We start from the raw sequence: 19,800 nt of genomic DNA, 5'->3' as shown, positions 1-19,800 counted from the left end.
GTCGACAGGTCTGATTGGGATGAGGCAGATGCGCGACCCAAATGAAAACGCAGGCCGGGTGGCCTGCGTCATGGTCTTGTCTGCAATGCAGGATCAGAATTCGACGACGGCGCGGATCGATTTGCCTTCGTGCATAAGGTCGAACCCATGGTTGATTTCATCAAGAGACAGCTTGTGGGTGATCATCGGGTCGATTTCGATCTTGCCGTCCATATACCAGTCCACAATCTTGGGCACATCCGTACGCCCGGCAGCGCCGCCGAAGGCTGTGCCGCGCCAGCTGCGGCCTGTGACCAGCTGGAACGGACGGGTCGAAATCTCGGCACCAGCGGGTGCTACGCCGATGATGATGCTCTCGCCCCAGCCCTTGTGCGCGGCCTCAAGCGCGGTCCGCATGACCTGCACATTGCCTGTGGCATCAAAGGTGTAATCGGCACCACCTTTGGTCAGCTCAACGAGATGAGCAACCAGATCGCCGTCAACCTCAGCCGGGTTCACAAAATCGGTCATGCCAAACTGCTTGGCCATCTCGATTTTGCCGGGGTTGAGGTCAACACCGACGATCTGATCGGCACCAGCCAAGCGCAGGCCTTGAATCACGTTGAGGCCAATGCCGCCAAGACCAAAGACAATCGCGCGTGAGCCGATCTCCACCTTGGCGGTGTTGATCACCGCGCCGATACCCGTGGTGACGCCGCAACCGATGTAGCAGACCTTGTCAAAAGGCGCGTCCTTGCGGATCTTTGCTAGGGCGATTTCCGGCACCACGGTGTGGTTGGCAAAGGTCGAGCAGCCCATGTAGTGGTAGATCGGCGTGCCATCCAGCATCGAGAACCGTGTGGAGCCGTCCGGCAGCAGGCCTTGCCCTTGCGTTGAACGGATCGCCTGACACAGGTTGGTCTTGGGATTGAGGCAGTATTCGCATTCGCGGCATTCCGGCGTGTAGAGCGGGATTACATGGTCGCCCACTTCCAGGCTGGTCACGCCTTCGCCAACTTCGACCACCACGCCCGCGCCCTCATGGCCCAGAATTGCCGGGAAGATACCCTCGGGATCATCACCGGAGCGGGTGAACTCATCCGTGTGACAAAGACCAGTTGCCTTGATTTCGACCAGCACCTCGCCCTTTTTCGGGCCTTCGAGGTTCACCTCCATAATCTCCAGCGGTTTACCCGGGGCAACGGCCACAGCGGCGCGAGTGCGAATCATGGTGAAATTCCTTTGTTCTGTCTGTAACGGCAGGCGCCAATTGCGCTGAGCGGCATATTGGCAGACCCGTTGGGGGGGCGTAAACCACCCGCCGTCGCGGGATGTGTATTTCTTGATGTTGCCAGTCTAGCGATGCTGACCGACTGCGCCCTGAAAAAATACGACAGCGGGACATCCGTTCCCGTCATCCCGGAGCCAGTTCTGGTGCAGGGTGGTCTGCGATGTCGAAGATATCAGTATTATGCGGATAGGCTCTTGACCTTCCTGTGACTGGAAGCCCCATATCAGCAAAGATATAATCTTAACGACAATGTCCGGAAGGTGTCTGCTATGGAAGAGCCACACGTCAGGGAACTGCATATTGAGGTGACCGGTCTTAGTTGTGCGGGTTGTGTCGGTCGGGCAGAGCGTGCGCTGGCTGCGGTGTTCGGGGTGCGGGAGGCATCCGTCAATCTGGCAACCAGCAAGGCGCGCATCGTTGTTTCACCCGAGGTCTCGGTGGAGGATCTGCGCGGGGCATTGACAACAGCCGGGTATCCGGCGGCAGAGGCGACGATTGAGCTGCAGATCAGCGGTCTGACGTGTGCAAGCTGCGTCGCGCGTGTCGAACGCGCCTTGCAGCAGGTCGAGGGGGTAATTTCGGCGGATGTGAACCTTGCCCAGGAGCAGGCCCATGTGACCTATCTGGCTGGTGTGCTGACTGCTGAGGATCTGCTGAAGTCCAGCAAGCGTGCAGGCTATCCCGCGACATATGTCGGTAACACGCAAAGTGACGCGGATAGCCAGAGGGCTGGAAAGGAAGCCGAAATTCAGCGTCTTGGCTGGGCGTTCCTTATCGCTGCGGCCCTGACGCTGCCGGTCTTTATGATTGAGATGGGCGGCCATATGATCCCCGCGCTGGACCACTGGGTCGCGCGTACCATCGGCACTGGCAATAGCCATATTCTGCAATTTCTGCTGACAACACTGGTGTTGTTTGGCCCTGGCCTGCGGTTCTATCGCCAGGGGGTGCCTGCGCTGTTGCGTGGTGCGCCGGATATGAATGCGCTGGTGGCGATCGGGACTGCGGCGGCCTACGGGTACTCGGTGGTGGCAACCTTTGCCTCGCGCCTGCTGCCTGCGGGAACCGCCAATGTCTACTACGAGGCGGCAGCGGTTATCGTCACCTTGATCCTGCTAGGGCGCTGGCTGGAGGCCCGCGCCAAGGGGCGCACCGGTGCTGCGATCCGTGCTCTGGTCGGGTTGCAGCCCAAGGTCGCATTGGTTGTTACAAGCACCAAGACTGAAGAACGTCCGGTCTCGGAGCTGCGCGTCGGGGATCATCTGCGCGCGCGGCCGGGTGAGCGGGTCGCCGTGGACGGCACGGTCCTGACCGGACGCTCCTTTGTTGATGAGAGCATGATCACCGGAGAACCGATCCCTGTGGAGAAAGCTGACGGCGATATGCTGACGGCGGGTACCATCAATGGCGCGGCCGTTCTGGATTATCGCGCCACCCATGTCGGTGCGGATACGCTGCTGGCGCAGATCGTGCGCATGGTCGAGCAGGCGCAGGGCGCCAAGCTGCCGGTGCAGGCGCTGGTGGATCGCGTGACCCTGTGGTTCGTCCCTGCGGTCATCGTGATTGCGGCGCTGACAGTCGCCGTCTGGCTGCTGTTCGGCCCGGACCCGACCTTGCCCCTTGCGCTGGTTGCGGGGGTGTCTGTGCTGATCATTGCCTGCCCCTGCGCAATGGGGCTGGCGACGCCCACTTCAATCATGGTCGGGATCGGACGTGCGGCACAGATGGGGGTGTTGTTTCGCAAGGGGGATGCGCTGCAGCGGCTGCAGGATACGCGCGTTGTTGCCCTGGATAAGACCGGAACCCTGACCGAAGGCCGCCCGACCTTGACCGTGCTGCGTTGTGCCGAAGGGTTTGACAGGACCGGGCTGCTGCCGCTGCTGGCGGCGGCGGAGGCACAGTCGGAACATCCGATCGCACGGGCCATTACAGCGGCAGCGGGGGCGGATATCCCGCAGGCGACGGAGGTGGAGGCCATACCAGGATATGGCTTGTGTGCATCCGTGGCGGGCCAGCAGATCCTTATCGGGGCGGCGCGACTGATGGCGCGTGAGGGGATATCCTGTGCGCCATTCGAGGCGGAGGCAGACAGCCTCGCCGCAGGCGGTGCAACCACGCTATATGCGGCGGTTGACGGACGGCTGGCTGGGTTGGTGGCCGTAACGGACCCTGTCAAAGAGGGAAGCCGTGCCGCTGTCAAAGCCATGGTCGCACAGGGGCTGAAGGTTGCGATGCTGACCGGCGACGGGGCTGCCACGGCACGGGCTATCGCTGATGATCTGGGGATTGAGATCGTTGAAGCGAACTGCCTGCCCGCCGATAAGGTGAGCGCGCTGGAGGCGCTGCAGCAGAAACACGGGGCTCTCGCCTTCATTGGTGACGGGATCAATGATGCGCCGGCCCTGGCGGCGGCAGATGTCGGGATTGCAATCGGCACCGGTACGGATGTGGCCATTGAGACGGCCGATATCGTCTTGGTCTCTGGTGACCTACGGGGGGCGGTCAACGCCATCAAGGTCAGCCGGGCGACATTGCGCAATATTCGGCAGAATTTGGGGTGGGCCTTTGGCTACAATATTCTGCTGGTGCCTGTGGCGGCGGGGATCCTGGTGCCCTTTGGCGGGCCGCTTTTGTCGCCAGGACTGGCTGCCGGTGCGATGGCGCTGTCCAGCGTGTTTGTGCTCAGCAATGCGCTGCGCTTGCGTGGGCTGCGGTCGGACATAGATCAACCTAAGACATCGACGGATTTAGCACCGGCGCAGCAGATGAATGAGGTACGACCATGAACATTGGTGATGTAGCCAGCCGCTCTGGTTTGCCGGCCAAGACAATACGTTACTATGAAGACATTGGACTGATCAAACCGCGGCGCAGCGATAATGGCTATCGTTGTTTTGCGGAGACCGATCTGCACAAGCTGGCCTTTCTGGGCCGTGCCCGCGCGCTTGGCTTTACCATCGAAGATTGTCGGACGCTGCTTGCGCTTTATGAGGATGAGAGTCGGGCCAGCGCCGACGTGAAACAATTGGCGCAGGAGCATCTCGACAAAATTAATATCAAGATCGCCGATCTGGAAGCGATGCGGGATACGCTGTCGGAACTGGTGACCTGTTGCGCAGGTGACAACCGGCCGGACTGCCCCATTCTGCGCGACCTGTCGCAGCCACCTGACGCGGGTGACCAATAGGGTGGCTCACCTAGAGGGCCGTTCAGATCGGTAGATGTTTGTGGTGTAAGGTGACGCGCGGCGCATTCGAGGCCCTATGCAACTCGGGAGGGTTAGGCAGTGGGCCAACAGCAGCCGAGGGAGGAGCGGCTCTTGCTGCGAATGCGTCGCGCGCATCACCGAGATAAGGTGCGCTATCCGCGCAAACAAGAGGTGGCAGCCGCCTGACGCGGCGTCGGAAAATCTCAGCATAAAACTGCCGAAAGAGGGGCAGGAGAGGACACGTGACCACCTTGGTCTGAGCATTTGTCTGCGAGGGAATTCAGCCGTTGGCAGGGCGCAGACCCAGAATGGCACGGGCTTCATCGCATGTCGCAACAGGACGGTCGTAGCGATCACAAAGATCTGCGGCACGGCGGACCAGTGCCGCGTTGGATGGCGCAAGCGTTTGGCGATCCAGCCGCAGATTGTCCTCCAGCCCGGTGCGTGTGTGACCACCGGCTGCGATGGCCCATTCGTTAACGTGCAGCTGACCGGCACCAATCCCAGCGGCACACCATTGCGCGCCCGGAGCAAGCCGTTCCATGGTCTTGACGTAGTAGTCGAAGACATCGCGATCCACCGGCATCGCATTTTTGACTCCCAGGACAAACTGGACGTAGAGCGGGGCCTTCAGTCGTCCGTCCCGTGACATCGCCACGGCCTGGTGAATGTGAGAGAGGTCAAAGGCCTCAATCTCCGGTTTGACGTCATACTCCACCATCTGCGCCGCCAGCCAGTCCACCAGATCTGGCGGGTTCTCATAGACACGGGTCGGGAAGTTGTTGGAGCCAACAGAGAGCGAGGCCATATCCGGTCGCAGTGACAACATGCCGCCACGTTCGCGCCCGGCACCGGATCGCCCACCGGTAGACAGCTGGATGATCATATCAGGGCAGTGATGACGGATCCCACCCATGAGCCGGGCGAAACGGTCTGGATCCGAGGTCGGCGTCTCATCCTCAAGCCGGACATGGCAATGGGCGATGCTGGCGCCGGCTTCGTAGGCCTCATGGGTACTTTCGATCTGCTCTTCAATGCTGATCGGCACGGCCGGATTGTGAGCCTTGCGGGGAACTGATCCGGTAATGGCCACGCAGATAATGCAGGGATTGTTCATGATCAGCTTCCTCAGATATCAAAGAACACGGTTTCATCCGGCCCTTGCAGATGAATGTCGAAGCGATAGACCGAAGGTGTTTCTACGGTGCCGGTGTTTGCCTGATCCTGTGTCCGGGCAAGGAGGGTGTGGCGCCGGCCGGTTTGCTCAATCAGCTTCAGAACAGGGTCGTTGTCATTCGCCTCCTGCTCTTCCTCGAAGTAGAGCCGTGTATTCAGGCCTACGTTGATACCGCGCGCCACAATCCAGAGGTTGATATGGGGCGCCATCATCCGACTGTCGCGCCCGCGAACCGGACCGGGTTTCACGGTTTTAAACTGCCAGTCGCCGGTGTCAAAATCAGAAATCACACGTCCCCAGCCCCTGAAACCAGCCTCGACCTGTTGTGGCTCCCCTTCCGGTTGGGGCGTCTCCCGATGCGCATATATCCCCTTGGCATTGGCCTGCCAGACCTCGATCAACACGTCCTTCAGCGGGGTTCCAGTGCCATCCAGAACCCGGCCTTCAATGCGAATGCGCTGGCCCTTGGCCTCTGGCCCGGCGATATCCTGCCCCAGCTCGGTCTCGTAGATATCAAAACCTGCGGCGCCGGGGGCGAGGCCGATATGAACATAAGGCCCTGCGGTTTGCGATGGTGTTTCCTTCAGCGACGTCATCAGTTCCCCTCCATTCGGTTTTCGAACATCGTCGACCGGCGCCCGCGCAGAACGATGTCGAACCGATAAGCGATCATATCCAGTGGACGGGTTTCATTCATATCCAGCCGCGCGATCAACTGCTGCACGGCGGCGGGATCCGGAATGGTGCTGACGATGGGGCAGCGGGCAATCAGCGGATCGCCTTCGAAGTAGAGCTGGGTGATCAAGCGCTGGGCAAAGGCGCTGCCAAAGACCGAAACATGGATATGTGCCGGACGCCAGTCGTTGATGCCATTGCGCCAAGGGTAAGCCCCCGGCTTCACCGTGCGAAAGGCATAGGCGCCGTTGTCATCAGTCACCACCCGACCGCAGCCTCCGAAATTCGGGTCTAACGCGCCCAAATAGCCGTCTTTTTTGTGCCGATAACGGCCTGAGGCATTGGCCTGCCAGATTTCGACCAACGTGTTGCGGACAGGTCGTGCGTTTTCATCCAAGACGCGGCCATGCAGCAGGATGCGCTCACCGATCGGACTGCCGCCAGCACGCGCGAAATTGGTCAGAAGATCGTTGTCGCCCGGGGCGATGTCAGTCGGCGCGAAGGTCGGGCCGGTGATTTCGCTCGCAGTGTTCTCCAGACTGAGCAGCGGCAATCGCGGCGACCGGCTGACCGATGTTTTGTAGTCCGGTGTAAAGGCCGGCGGGTGCCATCGGCGGTCGCGCGAGTAATAATCAGGGGGCGTCATGGCTGTCTCCTGCAAGGCTGTCTGTGGCCACTTCTTCGGCGGCCATCTCGGCGTAGGTTTTCTTGGCGAGCTTCAATGCGTGATTGGCGCGCGGCACCCCGGCATAGATGGCAACATGCTGGAAGGTCTCCGCAATATCCTGGGGCGTTGCCCCGGTGTTCACGGTTGCGCGTATGTGCATCGGAATCTCGTCAAAATTGCCGAGCGCAGCCAATAGCGCCAGTGTCAGCATGGATCGTTCCCGACGGCTGATCTGATCCGACGCCCAGACCGTGCCCCAGGCGGCTTCGGTAATCAGCTGCTGAAACGGCGCGTCCAATGGGGTTGTGGCCGCATCTGCGTTGGCGACATGGGCCGCTCCCAAGACCTCGCGGCGAATGTTCTGACCTGCGTCATACTGTGGCTTGCGCATATACTCCTCCATTGGCTATGTGTTATCTCATATCGTAATTGGTCTGTATAATCCTGTAGTATGGATATTTTTATGTCGAAAATGGTATGCGTCTTTCGTCTCAGTTGAAACTCCGCCATCTTGAGGTCTTTGTTGAGGTTGCGCGAAAGATGAGCGTCACCCAGGCTGCGGAGCGGTTGGGTATGACCCAACCGGCGGTGACGCGTGCCCTGCGTGAGCTGGAAGCGGTATGTGAGAAGCCGCTAGTGGAGAAGCACGGACGCGGTATTCGTCTGTCTGCCTATGGCGAGATGTTTCGGGACTATGCCGGGCGCAGTCTGGCGCTGACGCGTGATGGTGTTGAGATGCTGCGCGGGCTGGATGCGGCAGAAGGATCGAAAGTCACAATTGGTGCTCTGCCGACGGTGTCGGCCACCGTGGTGCCAGAAGCACTGGCCAGTATCTGGGAGCAAGGCGGGCGCAACCGGTTTTCGGTGATGTCGGGTGACAATCAATATCTCCTCGATCTGTTGCGACGGGGAGAGCTGGACGTCGTGGTCGGGCGTTTGCCTGCCCCTGAAAACATGGTTGGGCTGGATTTCGATCCGCTGTTTCGCGAACGGGTAACGGTGGTTGTGGCACCTGACCATCCGCTGACAAGGCTGGATGCCGCACAGTTGCCGGATGCGCTGTTCGGCAAGTATCCGGTACTGATGCCGCCACCGGCGTCGATCATACGTTCATCGGTTGAGCGGATGTTCCTGGAGCAGGGCATTCCCATGCCTGATGCGGCCATCGAGACGGTGTCTTCGACGTTCGGCCGCCAGTTTACGTTGGCACATCAGGCAATCTGGGTGATCAGCCACGGTGTTGTGCGATCCGATCTTGCCAGCGGAGTTCTGGTGGCGTTGCCATTGGATACGGACAGCACCCGTGGGCCCGTTGGGCTGTGCTTGCGCAGTGAGCACAGCCTGTCCCCAGCCGCGGCCAGATTTTGCGCCGCACTGAAGAATGTCTGTAGCTGACAGCGAATATGTGGCCTGTTTCGGTGGTGCTGCGGGCTGTAGATCCGGCGCGAATGTTAGGTGCTTCCTGCGAAACTGGTAGCCTGTTTTTCTGGCTCTGACGCAGGGTCGCGTGCATTGACAGGTGAAAATCTATCTCTCTACTCTGGGTTTAGTCGCCGTAGCGAGCGGGCTTGAGGAGGTCCGCGTCGAACAAAAATACGCGAAAACCGCCCTGAACGGGCAGGGGAGGACAATTTGGACGGAGTGCAGCTGCTGGTCAGCGGGCTTGCGAATGGCTGTGTTTACGGTCTGATCGCGCTTGGCTTTGTGCTGATCTACAAGGCGACCGAAGCGGTCAATTTCGCGCAGGGCGATTTCATGATGCTCGGCGCCTTTGTCACGCTGGGGCTGACCAACGCCGAATATCTGCATCTGCCGTTCTGGCTGGCGGCCCCCTTGTCGATCGCGATCATGGCCGGGCTTGGGTATCTGCTGGATCTGGTGATCCTGCGTCATCTTTTTGGTCAGAACCAGACGGCGGTGGTTATTCTGACCATCGCGCTCGGCTTTGTTATCCGGTTTTTCGCGGGCGCCATCTGGGGGCATGAGCCGCAAACGCTGGAAAGCCCGCTTGCCCTAGGTGATGTGCAACTCGCAGGGGTTGTGCTGGGATTGGCGGATCTGGCGATCATAATTGTGACCGTGCTGCTGACCTGGTCGCTCTATCAGTTCTTTCAGCGCACCAAGCTGGGGCTGGCGATGCAGGCGGCCAGTCAGAACCAGATGGCAGCGTATTTCATGGGCATTCCTGTCAAACGGGTACAGGGGCTGATCTGGGGGCTCTCCGGGGCAACCGCGGCGGTTGCAGGCATTCTCTTTGCTTCCAAAGGGGCGATTGATCCGAATGCGGGGCTACTGGGGATCAAGGCCTTCGCAGCGGCAGTCATTGGCGGGTTCGGTTCGCTGCCCGGCGCCCTGGCAGGCGGGTTAATCGTGGGTGTCATCGAACCCTTTGCCGCGCGATATCTCGCGGCAGGGTATTCACAGATTGCCCCCTATGTGCTGTTGCTCGCCGTTCTGGTGTTCCGCCCGCATGGCCTATTCAGCCAAGTCCGCACGAAGAAGGTCTGAGACGATGCGGATCCAATTCAAAACCAGCTACGATCACGATATTCGCCTGTTTCCCGACCGCCACAGCCTGCTGGTCTACGGCGCGTTGGTCATGTTGGCATTGGCGCTGCCGCTGCTGATCAATGAGTTCTACATCGGCGAAGTCACCAATGTGCTGATCTGGGCGATTGCAGGACTGGGGCTGATGCTGCTGACTGGGCAAACCGGTCAGGCCAGCCTCGGGCATGCGGCGTTTCTGGCAATTGGCTGCTACGCCAATACCATCCTGATCGAACAGGGTCTGCCTTTTATAGTGGCCTTTCCATTGGCGGGTGTGATTACGGGGATCGTGGGGGGTATCATCGCTATTCCGGCGCTGCGCCTGCATGGGATATACCTCGCCATTGCGACGATTGCCCTGTCGATCCTCGCCGATGATATCATCGTTTTGCTGGAACTCTGGACTGGCGGTGTTTCGGGTAAATTCCCCGATGTGATCCGCTTGTTCGGTATTGAGATCGAGCGTTGGACGATGCCGGTGCGGTTCTACTATCTCGTGCTCGGCGTTACGGTAATCTGCACGTTGTTTTATCGAAATTTGCTGCGCTCACCGCTTGGCCGGGCGTTTGCTGCGGTGCGCGACAGCGAGGTCAGCGCCACCGCAATGGGTGTTCATATTGCCCGCACCAAGGCGACCGCTTTCGGGCTGAGTTGCATGATCACCGGTTGGGCTGGGGCGTTGATGGGATATTATGCGGGCGCTTTCAACAATGAGACATTCTCCTTGGTGATCTCCATCACCTTGCTGATGATGATCGTCATCGGGGGGCTTGGATCCATTCACGGTGCGTTCTTTGGCGCGGTGGTGGTAGCGTTCCTGCCGCAGGGGCTGTCGATCCTCAAAGACAGCGTTCTGGGCAGTGGTGTCGCCATTCCGGGGCTGGAAACCGGCGTCTTTGGCATGATCCTGATCCTGTTCATCCTGTTTGAGCCGATGGGGCTTTATGGGCGATGGCTGAAGATCCGCATCTGGTTTGAGCTGTTCCCCTTTGCCCGCAAAGACATGTTCCGCCGCCAGAAATCCTATCTCAAGACGGAGCGCCTCAGATGAGCCTGTTGGAGATCGAACACGCGACGCTGAAATTTGGAGGCGTGGTGGCAGTGAATGACCTCAGCTTCTCGGTTGAGGAGGGAGAGGTCTATGCCATCGTCGGCCCTAACGGGGCGGGTAAGTCGACGGTTTTCAATCTGATTTCCCGGTTCTACCAACCGCATTCGGGGCGTCTGAGTTTTGACGGGCGGGACCTGCTGCAGTCCAAAGCCGATGCGGTCGCCGATTTGGGTATCGCACGGACGTTCCAGAACATCGAGCTCTTCGACCATGCGACCGTGTTGCAGAACCTGCTGGTCGGGCGGCATCGCCACCGACGCAGCACGCTGATGGAAGAGCTATTCTTCACGCCGCGCGTCCGGCGCGAAGAGCGACGCCACCGGGCCGCGGTGGAAGAGGTGATCGACTTTCTTGACTTGCAGGCCTACCGCGACAAGATGATCGCCGGGCTGCCATATGGGGTGCGCAAGGTAGTTGAACTGGGTCGCGCGCTGGCATCGGGCCCGCGCCTTTTGCTCTTGGATGAACCCGCCTCCGGCCTGTCGGTTGAAGAAACTCAGGACATGCGCTGGTGGATCGATGATATCCGAAAGAAGATGGGGATCACCGTTCTTATGGTGGAACATGATATGGGGCTGGTCTCCAGCGTATCGGACCGTGTGCTGGCGCTGGCGGATGGCGCCAAATTGGCAGAGGGCACCCCTGCTGAGGTTCAGGCCAATCCTGCGGTGATCGAGGCCTACCTGGGCGCGGGGGCGGTGTGATGGGCGCAGCCTTGTTGGATATCCGCAATCTGGAGAGTTTCTACGGCCCCATCATGGCCATTCGCGGTGTCTCCCTGTCGGTGCAGGCCGGTCAGATTGTCACTGTTCTGGGAGCAAATGGGGCTGGGAAGTCGACGCTGCTAAAGACGATCTCGGGGATCATGGATCCTGAAAAGGGCAGTGTCAGTTTTAATGGTGAAGAGATCCAAGGCGAAGAGCCGCACCGTATCGTTCGGCGCGGCATCGTGCATGTGCCGGAGGGGCGGGAGGTTTTTCCCCTTCTGAGTGTTGAGGAAAACCTGACACTGGGTGCCTACACCCGGCGCGATCAGGCGGAGATCGAGCGTGACCGCCAGATGGTGTTCGACTATTTTCCCATTCTGGCGGAGCGGCGCCATCAGGAGGCCGGGACGCTGTCGGGTGGCCAGCAGCAGATGCTGGCGATTGGCCGCGGTTTGATGCTGCGCCCGCGGATCATGCTTCTGGATGAGCCAAGCCTGGGGCTGTCGCCGCTACTGGTGCAGGAAATTTTCGGCATCCTCAAACGACTGAACCGTGACGAAGGGGTGACCATGATGTTGGTGGAACAGAACGCCCGCATCGCGCTTGAACTGGCTCATGTCGGTTATGTCATGGAAATCGGGCGCATTGTCATGGACGGCAGCGCCGACCGGCTGATGGAGAGCGAGGACATCAAATCCTTCTATCTGGGCCATCAGGAAGCAGGGCAACGTAGTGAAAAACGCTGGAAGCGCAAGAAAACATGGCGCTGACCAAGATGCCTGAACAGGCGCAAAAACACGGGTTCAAGCGCGGATGGGGATAACGGTGACACATACAGTGGTGGCGGCAGATCGCAGAGCAGAGCAGGACGGGGAAACGGCCCTGTTGCCTCAGGTTGTGCTGAATGGTGCCAGCTACAACGCGACGCCCGGACAACGGCCGGTCATGGTAGATCGCTGCGATACGGTGGCGAAGTTGTTTGCCTTGCGCTGCCGCACGCTTGGCCCTCGCACCGCTCACCGGGAAAAGGACATGGGCATCTGGAAGGCCTATTCCTGGCAGGACTATTGGGACCACGCCGAGAAGATCGGTCTCGGACTGATGGCGCTTGGGCTGGAGCGCGGCGAAGTGGTCTCAATCCTCAGCGAGGATCGCAAGGAATGGCTCTATCTTGATATGGGTATTCAGGGCGCCGGGGCAATTGCCTCGGGTGTCTACACCACGGATTCAGCGCAGCAGCTGGCCTATCTGGTCAACGACAGCGGCAGCCGGTTTCTGGTGGTGGAGAATGACGAACAGCTGGACAAGTTTCTGGAGATTGAGGCGGAGGTTCCGCACCTGCGCTGGGTGATCATTCTGGACCGCGACGGGCTGCATGATCTCCGGCATGAAAAATGTCTGTTTCTCGATCAGCTTTATGATCAGGGGGCGGCTTTTAAAATCGCCAACCCAGCGGCGTTCGAGGATGCGGTGGCACGATCTCGACCGGATGACACTGCGCTGCTGATCTATACCTCGGGCACCACCGGTCTGCCTAAGGGCGCCATGCTGAGTCATGAGAATATTCTGGCCACGATGGAGTCCGGCGCGCGGTCTCTGGAATGCTACGCCACGGATGAACAGCTGTGTTTCCTGCCGCTCTGCCATATTCTTGAACGCAATGTCTCAGTCTATCTGCCCATGGCGGCGGGCAGTACGGTCAATTTCGCTGAAAGCCCGGAAACGGTATTTGACAATATTCAGGAGGTCTCGCCTGCAACTTTCTTTGCGGTGCCGCGCGTCTGGGAGAAAGTCTATTCCCGCGTTCTGGTGCTGGCGCAGGAGGCGACATGGCTGGGCCGCTGGGCCTTCAACCGGGCGGTTGCGGCGGGCGCGGCGCGGGCCAACTATGTGCTTGCCGCAAAACCCGTCCCGTCCGGCATTGCCCTACGCTACCGGATCTGGGATCTGCTGGTCCTGCGTAATCTGCGCCGCATGCTGGGGCTGGACCGGTTGCGCCGGGGCGGCACGGGTGCGGCACCGATCTCACCTGAGTTGCTACGCTGGTACTGGTCGATCGGGGTGCCTCTGATTGAAGGCTACGGGATGACCGAAAACGCCGGTCTGACCGCTGCCAACCGGGTCTTGTCGCATCGTCCGGGCACCGTTGGCCAGGCGGTGCCGGGTGTCGAGATCCGCATCGCGCCGGATGGCGAGATCCAACTTTGGGGGCTGAATAATTTCCAGGGCTACTGGAACAAGCCCGAAAAAACCGCTGAAACCTACACCGAGGACGGCTGGCTGCGTACAGGCGATGTCGGACAGCTGGATGATGCAGGTTTTTTAACCATCACCGGGCGGATCAAGGACATTATTATCACCGCTGGTGGGAAGAATATCACCCCGGCGGAAATCGAGAGCCGGTTGAAATTCAGCCACTATATTTCCGACGCAGTGGTGATTGGTGATCGGCGCAAATTCCTGACCTGCCTGATTATGATTGATCAGGAAAACGTCGAGAAATTTGCCCAGGACCGAAAAATCCCGTTTAGTGATTTTGCCTCGCTCTGCGCGGCGGAACAGGTGGTTGATCTGATCCGGGGGGAGGTCGACGCGGTGAACAGGGATTTCGCGCGGGTCGAACAGATCAAGGATTTCCGCCTGATCAACGTTCTGCTGACGGCTGAAGATGACGAACTGACCGCAACGATGAAGTTGAAACGCGGGCTGGTGGAGAAAAAGCACAAGAACCTGATCGACCAGATGTACTGACAAACAGGCGCATCCGCGCCGGGGGACACAAGGGAGTAAGCGCAGATGAAGACATGGACAGCGAAGCTTGTCGGGGTAGCTCTGGCAGCCGGGCTTGCGCCGCAGGCGATGGCGGACACCCAGGGTGTCAGTGACAGTGAAATCGTGTTGGGGTCGGTGAATGACCTGAGCGGCATCTTTGCTGCGGTGGGCGTTCCTGCGGTAAATGGCGCCAATCTGCGTTTTGATGAAGCCAATGCCAATGGCGGCGTCCATGGCCGTCAGATCCGTTTTGTGGTGGAAGACAACGGTTACCAGATCCCGCGGGCCATGCAGGGCTACAACAAGCTTCTGAACCGCGATCAGGTTTTTGCGATGCTGTTGTCGCTTGGGACGCCGATGAATATCGCAGGTTTCAAACTGCTCGACCCGAAAGGCATTCCCAATATCAGCCCGCTGACTGCTGCGCGTCAGATGTTGCAGGACCCGGTGGACAATAAATTCATCGGCTTTTCTAGCTACTACGATCAGGTGCAGGCCGGGGTGAGCTACCTAGCGGAGGAGTTCGATGCCAACGAAGTCTGCTCCATGTACATCCCGTCCGACTTTGGCAAGGAGATCAGGGAGGGCAGCGCGGATATTGCCGCCGACTTGGGCTTGCGTTTCGCCGCAGAGACCACACACAAACCGGACGAGCTGGATTTTGTCGGCTCTCTCACAAAGCTGAAGGCGGAAGGTTGCGATGTCGTGACCATGGCGCTTGGTGTGCGCCAGGGGATCACCGTGGTTGGCACAGCCAAGAAATTGGGCTGGACAGATGTGAAGTTTCTCAACACCTCAGCCGGGTTTCTTGAAGTGGTGGCCGCCGTACCTGGTGGTGTGACAGATGGGCTATATGCGGCAGCTGGCTGGGCGGATCTAATCGCACGGGCCGATGATGAAGTGCCCGCCAAGTTTATGGCGGATTATGAGGCCAAGTTCGGCCAGCCCGCCGGTGGCTTTGCCATGCTTGGATATAGTGCTGCCAATACCGTGGTGAACGCGCTGGAGGCGGCGGGCCCTGAGCTGACGCATGAGAGCTTCATCAAGGGGATGGAAAGCCTCGATTTCTTTGATGCGCTGACTGATACGCAGATCACCTATGGCCCCGATGATCATCGGGGTGCCGATGTCATTGTTATTTCGGTGGTCGAAAATGGTCTCTGGAAAGAACTGAGCCGGAAGTAAGCAATATTCCTGCAAGGAGAAAATGAAGAGCCTGCAGACTGCGATCTGCAGGCTCTTTTTTTGTTCTGAGGAAACAATCCGAGATATCAGGTCTGAGTGGGCTTCATTTCATGCACATATTTGAATATCATTCAGGAGTGTCGAGGGAGGCAGATCATGACAGTGACAAGACGGCGTTTCGTGCAGGGGCTGGGGGCGGGGATGGCTTTGCTGCCAGCGGGTCGCGTCTGGGCCGAGACCAGGGTCTCGCTTGGTGGTGCGGAGGTTCTCAGCCTGTCCGATGGTCAGATGCGTCTGCCACCGTCGTTTTTATACGGTGACCTAGATCCCGCCATGCTCGCGCCGGTTCTGGCAAAGCATGGGATGACTCCTGACGACCCGCTGACGCCGGCGATCAATATCACGCTTCTGCGTGATGCGGATCACATTGTTCTCTTCGATGCGGGTGCTGGGCCTGGTTTTCAGGATGGGGCAGGCCTGTTGCCGGATGCACTGGCCGCGGCCGGGATCAGCCCGGAGGATATTACCCACGTTGTCTTCACCCATTGCCATCCGGACCACCTTTGGGGGGTTCTGGACGATTTCGACGATCCGCTTTTTGCCAACGCAAAGCATTTGATGGGGCGTCAGGAGTGGGACTATTGGTTTGATCCAGCGACTGTCGATACAATCGGCGAGGACAGGGCGTCCATGGCCGTCGGTGCGCGTCGCCGAATGGAGATACTGGCAGATGGAATCACTCTCTTTAATGACGGTGCCGAGCTCCTTCCCGGCATCGCTGCGCGCGCCACCTTTGGCCATTCGCCTGGCCATATGTCGTTTGAGATCGCTCGTGGAACCGACAGGATTATGATCTTGGGGGATGCAGTTACCAACGCTCATGTCAGTTTCTCTGAACCGAGCTGGGAGATTGCGTCAGATCAGGATCCAGTTACCGCGGCACGGGTGCGCCAGCAGCTGTTACAACAACTGGCTTCTGAACAGCTGTTGGTTGTGGGCTATCATCTGCCCGATGGTGGTGTGGGGTATGTCGAGGCAACCGGTGGTGGGTATCGCTTCGTGCCGGGCATTTGATCCAAAGACAACTATTGCGTGTATTTGTTGACCTAGCGACCCCACATGAATTGGGCGCAGGGTAGATGTAACCTCGTATTCGACCTGTAAGATTCTGTTTTTTATACTATTAGCCCTCGCACTGGCGTCACGAGGCGATGAGGATGAGGGGGTTTGGTCCCAAACCCAGCGCTGCCCTGCATACAGATTACGTACTCTACTGTGAGTGCCTGCGAACAACGGCGAGGCTAAGTTGGACTTGCTACAAAAGTTCGTTATTCAAACTTTTTAAAATCCTTTAGGTTGTATTATTTATGATGACTTTCACTGTTTCCTGTGAGATGGTTAATTCGTGGGTAATCAATTTTGTCGGGATAGGGGGTTTGGGTTCCGGTTGAATTGCTAGAGACAGTGGGTTTGGGATATGGAAAATAAACTTAGAATTCGCCATTTTGGCGCTTTTGGAGTTTTTCTGCCCGATGGAGAAAGTATTCTCCTCGGCTCAAAGCACCAAGCACTATTGGCACTTTTGTCTACCGCAGAGGGGGGTGTCCGAACGCGGGCCTTTCTGGAGCGCACACTTTGGAGTTTGGCGCAGCCAGAACAGGCCAAGGCGAGCCTGCGGACCGCGCTTTCGACCCTTCGAAGACATCTTGGCGCGGACTGCGCGACTTTGCTCTCTGCAAATCGGGAGCGCGTGGTACTGGATTTGTCCAAGATCGAAGTGGATGCGGATCCGGGAAAAGGCGATTTCATGGAGGGATTCGAACTCCCGCATGAGACGACATTTGCAGTCTGGTTGGAACAGCAGCGCAATGAGCTGACACGAGCCGATGCGCGGAACCGGGCTGCCACCGGAATGCTGCGGAACTATAGCCGTGCGGTGCTTGACAGCCTGCTGCCACCGATTGCGGTTCTACCGTTTGTGCACCGTGCGCCCGGAGATGCGAAATCGCCGCTCGGTGCATTGCTCTCTGAGGAATTGGTGCGCCATCTGTCGCGCAGCCACGCCTTTTGCGTGACGTCTTATCTGGCCTCGCGGCAGTTTGATCCGCATCAGATCCGGCCAAGCGAAGTCTACTCGATGGCGGGCGCCAATTATCTGGTCTCAGGAACGGTAAATGTTACCGGGCAGACGTATCGGTTACAGGTCGATCTGCATGATGCCGAGCGTGAGCGGGTCATCTGGTCCCGTGATTTCACGGAGGCCCTCTCGTCACTGACCAGCGGCTGTAGTGCCGCATTGCGGGATGTGACTGCGCAGATCGGATGGACGGTTGTGGGAGAGTCAGTGCGACTGGTCGGCTTTCGCCCCCTGTCCAAACACGACAGCCATACGCTGCTGATGGCGGCGATTGCACTGATGCAGGATATGCAGTTGCCGCAGTTCAATCAGGCGCAGGAAATTCTCGCGGTATTGTTGGAGCGAGAGGTACAGCACCCGGTTGCTCTGACATGGATGGCCATGTGGCATGTGATGCGGGTACAGAAGGGTTTCTCGACTGATCGGCAGCTGGATGCACATCTGGCCAATCAGTTGGTTGCGGCGGCACTGGCGCAGGACCCTTCCTTCTCTCTGGCGTTGACGGTGCGCGGATTGATCGCCAGCCATCTGATGTTCCGCTTTGATCTGGCGCAGGATTCCTATGATCTTGCGTTGAAGGACAACCCGAACGAAGCCCTGGCCTTGCTGCTGAAAGGGACCACACTCGCCTATCAGAACCAGCCGGAAGACGCTGTACGCCTGACCGATGCCGCGCGTCGGCTGTCACCTCTTGGGCCGCAGCGATACTATTTCGATTCGCTCTCGGCGACGGCCAATCTTGGGGCGCAGAACTATGACCGCGCGGTTAGCCTTGCGGATCGGTCGCTACAGGCTAACCCGACGTTCCCGGCAACGTTGCGGACGAAGGCCATTGCCCTGCACTCGATGGGTCAGACGGCAAAGGCGCGGGATGTTGTGAAGTCCCTCTTGGATGTCCAGCCGGGCTTCAATATCGCCCGCTATGAAAAGGACCATGCTGCCCCCAATGCCTCCTTTGGCAAGGACTGGAGCAAGGCGCTGAGATCTGCAGGCGTTCCTGCCTGAACACGATGAAAGCCGGGTGATTTTCAACCCCGGTGAAAGCAACGCAGACGCGGGGGCTTGCAAGCCCGCCGCGTCTTCGCTCTTTTGCGGGGAGACTGACGCCTGGTCCTGTCGGAGCAGGCGGTCGGTAGCATCAGGTGAAAAGGGCCACATTATGAAAGCGATCACATATCGGGCATTTGGATCGGCGGAAACTGTGCTGCAGTTGGAGAATTTGCCCGATATCGCGCCTGCGCGGGGCGAGCTCCGCGTTGAACTGGCCTATTCTGGCGTCAACCCATCGGATGTGAAGGCGAGGGCCGGTGCCCGTGCCGGTGTCTCTGAACTACCCTATCCCGTGATTGTCCCGCATAGCGACGGATCTGGGGTGATCGTCGAGGTGGGCGAAGGAGTTGATCCGGCCCGGATCGGTGAGGAAGTCTGGATCTGGAATGGTCAGTGGCAGCGTCCAAATGGTACGGCAGCCTGTTCGATCACCCTGCCTGCGGATCAGGCTGTCGCTTTGCCCGCTGGGCTGACCCTGCAACAGGGGGCAGTTCTGGGCATTCCAGGGCTTACAGCGGCCCATACGGTGTTTTCTGGCGGTGATGTCGGCGGCAAAACCGTGCTGGTACAGGGAGGAGCCGGTACTGTTGGTCTGTTGGCGGTGCAGCTGGCCAAATGGGGTGGTGCGCGGGTGGTTGCCACCTGCTCGCCAGAGGATTTTGATCGCGTCCGACGTGTTGGTGCCGATGCGGTGCTGAGTTACGCTGAGGATGATCTGGCCGAACAGATCCTGGCCGCAAACGGGGGCCGCCCCGTGGATCACATTGTTGAGGTCGAATTCGGTGCCAACTGTACGGTCGACACCGCCGTTATCGCCCCCAACGGGCGCATCACCGCATATGGATCGGCGCGGAACATGACCCCAAACCTGCCGTTTTATTCCTTGATGTTCAAAGCTGTGACACTGGAAATGGCGCTGGTCTATCTGCTGCCCGCAGAGGCCCGGCACAATGCCATCGAACGTATCAACGCCGCTGCAGCTCAGGGCGCGCTTCAGCCTCCTATTGCTGCGGTCTTCGACCTAGTCGATACAGCTAAGGCGCATCACGCCGTGGAAGCCGGAAAACGCGCAGGAGCGATCCTTGTAAAGACCGGGTGAACCACGAAAAACCAAAGATCGCAGGCGGTGATTTTCAAGGCCAATCCGTGGGATCAAAGGGAAGCGCGAAAACTGCATTTTTTTCCAAAAACCCCCTTGCGCCTCCCGATGTCTGCCTTTAGACAGCCGCTCACCGATGGGGTGTGGCCAAGTGGTAAGGCAACAGTTTTTGGTACTGAAGATCGTAGGTTCGAA

The 19,800-nt window shown here is 58.9% G+C and carries 17 protein-coding genes; 12 read left to right on the top strand and 5 right to left on the bottom strand.

Translation table 11 applies throughout. The annotated features are described in order from the left end of the window. Positions 1 to 93: 93 nt before the first annotated feature. Entirely contained in the window at positions 94 to 1,209 is a 1,116-nt protein-coding gene (locus J4721_RS19455) for an S-(hydroxymethyl)glutathione dehydrogenase/class III alcohol dehydrogenase (protein WP_014873357.1), read from the bottom strand. 330 nt (positions 1,210 to 1,539) lie between these two features. Between J4721_RS19455 and J4721_RS19450 the strand changes: the two genes are divergently transcribed. Both J4721_RS19450 and cueR read left to right on the top strand, forming a co-directional pair. Next, positions 1,540 to 4,056, top strand: coding sequence for a heavy metal translocating P-type ATPase (locus J4721_RS19450; protein ID WP_211003452.1), 2,517 nt, complete (start codon positions 1,540 to 1,542; stop codon positions 4,054 to 4,056). Beyond that, a complete protein-coding gene (gene cueR / locus J4721_RS19445) occupies positions 4,053 to 4,457 on the top strand; it encodes a Cu(I)-responsive transcriptional regulator (RefSeq protein ID WP_014873359.1) in 405 nt (134 codons plus the stop codon). The genes J4721_RS19450 and cueR overlap by 4 nt, the downstream gene beginning before the upstream one ends. A 301-nt stretch (positions 4,458 to 4,758) precedes the next feature. On the opposite strand, the gene J4721_RS19440 is transcribed toward cueR, so the two are convergent. From J4721_RS19440 to pcaC, 4 genes are read right to left on the bottom strand one after another with little or no spacing between them, the layout of a single operon-like run. Then, on the bottom strand, positions 4,759 to 5,595 hold the full coding sequence (locus J4721_RS19440; RefSeq protein WP_211003451.1) for a 3-keto-5-aminohexanoate cleavage protein: 837 nt from the start codon (positions 5,593 to 5,595) through the stop codon (positions 4,759 to 4,761). A gap of 11 nt (positions 5,596 to 5,606) precedes the next feature. After that, complete coding sequence (gene pcaG / locus J4721_RS19435) at positions 5,607 to 6,251, bottom strand: protocatechuate 3,4-dioxygenase subunit alpha (protein WP_211003450.1); 645 nt, start codon at positions 6,249 to 6,251, stop codon at positions 5,607 to 5,609. Beyond that, a complete protein-coding gene (gene pcaH / locus J4721_RS19430) occupies positions 6,251 to 6,976 on the bottom strand; it encodes a protocatechuate 3,4-dioxygenase subunit beta (RefSeq protein WP_211003449.1) in 726 nt (241 codons plus the stop codon). Before pcaH ends, pcaG begins: the two co-directional genes overlap by 1 nt. After that, positions 6,963 to 7,388 carry a 4-carboxymuconolactone decarboxylase gene (gene pcaC / locus J4721_RS19425; protein WP_102875386.1) on the bottom strand — a complete coding sequence of 142 codons (426 nt, stop codon included), beginning with the start codon at positions 7,386 to 7,388 and terminating at the stop codon, positions 6,963 to 6,965. The genes pcaH and pcaC overlap by 14 nt, the downstream gene beginning before the upstream one ends. An 86-nt stretch (positions 7,389 to 7,474) precedes the next feature. Here pcaC and pcaQ point away from each other — a divergent pair, with 86 nt between their 5' ends. The 10 genes from pcaQ to J4721_RS19375 all read left to right on the top strand — a co-directional run bounded on the left by pcaQ (position 7,475) and on the right by J4721_RS19375 (position 19,605). After that, a complete protein-coding gene (pcaQ, locus tag J4721_RS19420; protein ID WP_102857805.1) occupies positions 7,475 to 8,392 on the top strand; it encodes a pca operon transcription factor PcaQ in 918 nt (305 codons plus the stop codon). Positions 8,393 to 8,629: 237 nt separating this feature from the next. Beyond that, entirely contained in the window at positions 8,630 to 9,505 is an 876-nt protein-coding gene (locus tag J4721_RS19415; protein ID WP_014878973.1) for a branched-chain amino acid ABC transporter permease, read from the top strand. Between the two features lie 4 nt (positions 9,506 to 9,509). Further along, positions 9,510 to 10,595 carry a branched-chain amino acid ABC transporter permease gene (locus tag J4721_RS19410; RefSeq protein WP_211003448.1) on the top strand — a complete coding sequence of 362 codons (1,086 nt, stop codon included), beginning with the start codon at positions 9,510 to 9,512 and terminating at the stop codon, positions 10,593 to 10,595. Beyond that, complete coding sequence (locus tag J4721_RS19405) at positions 10,592 to 11,359, top strand: ABC transporter ATP-binding protein (RefSeq protein WP_211003447.1); 768 nt, start codon at positions 10,592 to 10,594, stop codon at positions 11,357 to 11,359. The genes J4721_RS19410 and J4721_RS19405 overlap by 4 nt, the downstream gene beginning before the upstream one ends. Continuing rightward, complete coding sequence (locus J4721_RS19400; protein WP_014878976.1) at positions 11,359 to 12,132, top strand: ABC transporter ATP-binding protein; 774 nt, start codon at positions 11,359 to 11,361, stop codon at positions 12,130 to 12,132. Before J4721_RS19405 ends, J4721_RS19400 begins: the two co-directional genes overlap by 1 nt. Positions 12,133 to 12,175: 43 nt before the next feature. Next, positions 12,176 to 14,113, top strand: coding sequence for a long-chain fatty acid--CoA ligase (locus J4721_RS19395; RefSeq protein WP_211003446.1), 1,938 nt, complete (start codon positions 12,176 to 12,178; stop codon positions 14,111 to 14,113). Positions 14,114 to 14,158: 45 nt separating this feature from the next. Then, positions 14,159 to 15,319: an ABC transporter substrate-binding protein gene (locus J4721_RS19390; protein WP_102857808.1), complete on the top strand. Its 1,161-nt coding sequence runs from the start codon at positions 14,159 to 14,161 to the stop codon at positions 15,317 to 15,319. A gap of 156 nt (positions 15,320 to 15,475) precedes the next feature. Beyond that, positions 15,476 to 16,393, top strand: a complete 918-nt coding sequence (locus tag J4721_RS19385) for an MBL fold metallo-hydrolase (protein WP_211003445.1) — start codon at positions 15,476 to 15,478, stop codon at positions 16,391 to 16,393. A gap of 403 nt (positions 16,394 to 16,796) precedes the next feature. Continuing rightward, the gene (locus tag J4721_RS19380; protein ID WP_014878980.1) at positions 16,797 to 18,461 is read left to right on the top strand and encodes a tetratricopeptide repeat protein; all 1,665 of its coding nucleotides are present in this window, start codon (positions 16,797 to 16,799) and stop codon (positions 18,459 to 18,461) included. Between the two features lie 154 nt (positions 18,462 to 18,615). Continuing rightward, positions 18,616 to 19,605 carry an NADPH:quinone reductase gene (locus J4721_RS19375; protein ID WP_211003444.1) on the top strand — a complete coding sequence of 330 codons (990 nt, stop codon included), beginning with the start codon at positions 18,616 to 18,618 and terminating at the stop codon, positions 19,603 to 19,605. Positions 19,606 to 19,800: the final 195 nt, after the last annotated feature.

The sequence above is a fragment of the Phaeobacter sp. HS011 genome (assembly GCF_018101215.1).
GTDB classification, from domain to species: domain Bacteria; phylum Pseudomonadota; class Alphaproteobacteria; order Rhodobacterales; family Rhodobacteraceae; genus Phaeobacter; species Phaeobacter inhibens.
The sequence above is the reverse complement of the archived record's forward strand: the minus strand, read 5'-3'. Positions and strand labels throughout refer to the sequence as shown.

Bases quoted from the DNA above. Each gene is read 5' to 3' on its own strand.
- J4721_RS19455 (WP_014873357.1), bottom strand. From the start codon at position 1,209: ATGATTCGCACTCGCGCCGCTGTGGCCGTTGCCCCGGGTAAACCGCTG.
- J4721_RS19450 (WP_211003452.1), top strand. From the start codon at position 1,540: ATGGAAGAGCCACACGTCAGGGAACTGCATATTGAGGTGACCGGTCTT.
- cueR (WP_014873359.1), top strand. From the start codon at position 4,053: ATGAACATTGGTGATGTAGCCAGCCGCTCTGGTTTGCCGGCCAAGACA.
- J4721_RS19440 (WP_211003451.1), bottom strand. From the start codon at position 5,595: ATGAACAATCCCTGCATTATCTGCGTGGCCATTACCGGATCAGTTCCC.
- pcaG (WP_211003450.1), bottom strand. From the start codon at position 6,251: ATGACGTCGCTGAAGGAAACACCATCGCAAACCGCAGGGCCTTATGTT.
- pcaH (WP_211003449.1), bottom strand. From the start codon at position 6,976: ATGACGCCCCCTGATTATTACTCGCGCGACCGCCGATGGCACCCGCCG.
- pcaC (WP_102875386.1), bottom strand. From the start codon at position 7,388: ATGCGCAAGCCACAGTATGACGCAGGTCAGAACATTCGCCGCGAGGTC.
- pcaQ (WP_102857805.1), top strand. From the start codon at position 7,475: ATGCGTCTTTCGTCTCAGTTGAAACTCCGCCATCTTGAGGTCTTTGTT.
- J4721_RS19410 (WP_211003448.1), top strand. From the start codon at position 9,510: ATGCGGATCCAATTCAAAACCAGCTACGATCACGATATTCGCCTGTTT.
- J4721_RS19405 (WP_211003447.1), top strand. From the start codon at position 10,592: ATGAGCCTGTTGGAGATCGAACACGCGACGCTGAAATTTGGAGGCGTG.
- J4721_RS19400 (WP_014878976.1), top strand. From the start codon at position 11,359: ATGGGCGCAGCCTTGTTGGATATCCGCAATCTGGAGAGTTTCTACGGC.
- J4721_RS19395 (WP_211003446.1), top strand. From the start codon at position 12,176: ATGGGGATAACGGTGACACATACAGTGGTGGCGGCAGATCGCAGAGCA.
- J4721_RS19390 (WP_102857808.1), top strand. From the start codon at position 14,159: ATGAAGACATGGACAGCGAAGCTTGTCGGGGTAGCTCTGGCAGCCGGG.
- J4721_RS19385 (WP_211003445.1), top strand. From the start codon at position 15,476: ATGACAGTGACAAGACGGCGTTTCGTGCAGGGGCTGGGGGCGGGGATG.
- J4721_RS19380 (WP_014878980.1), top strand. From the start codon at position 16,797: ATGGAAAATAAACTTAGAATTCGCCATTTTGGCGCTTTTGGAGTTTTT.
- J4721_RS19375 (WP_211003444.1), top strand. From the start codon at position 18,616: ATGAAAGCGATCACATATCGGGCATTTGGATCGGCGGAAACTGTGCTG.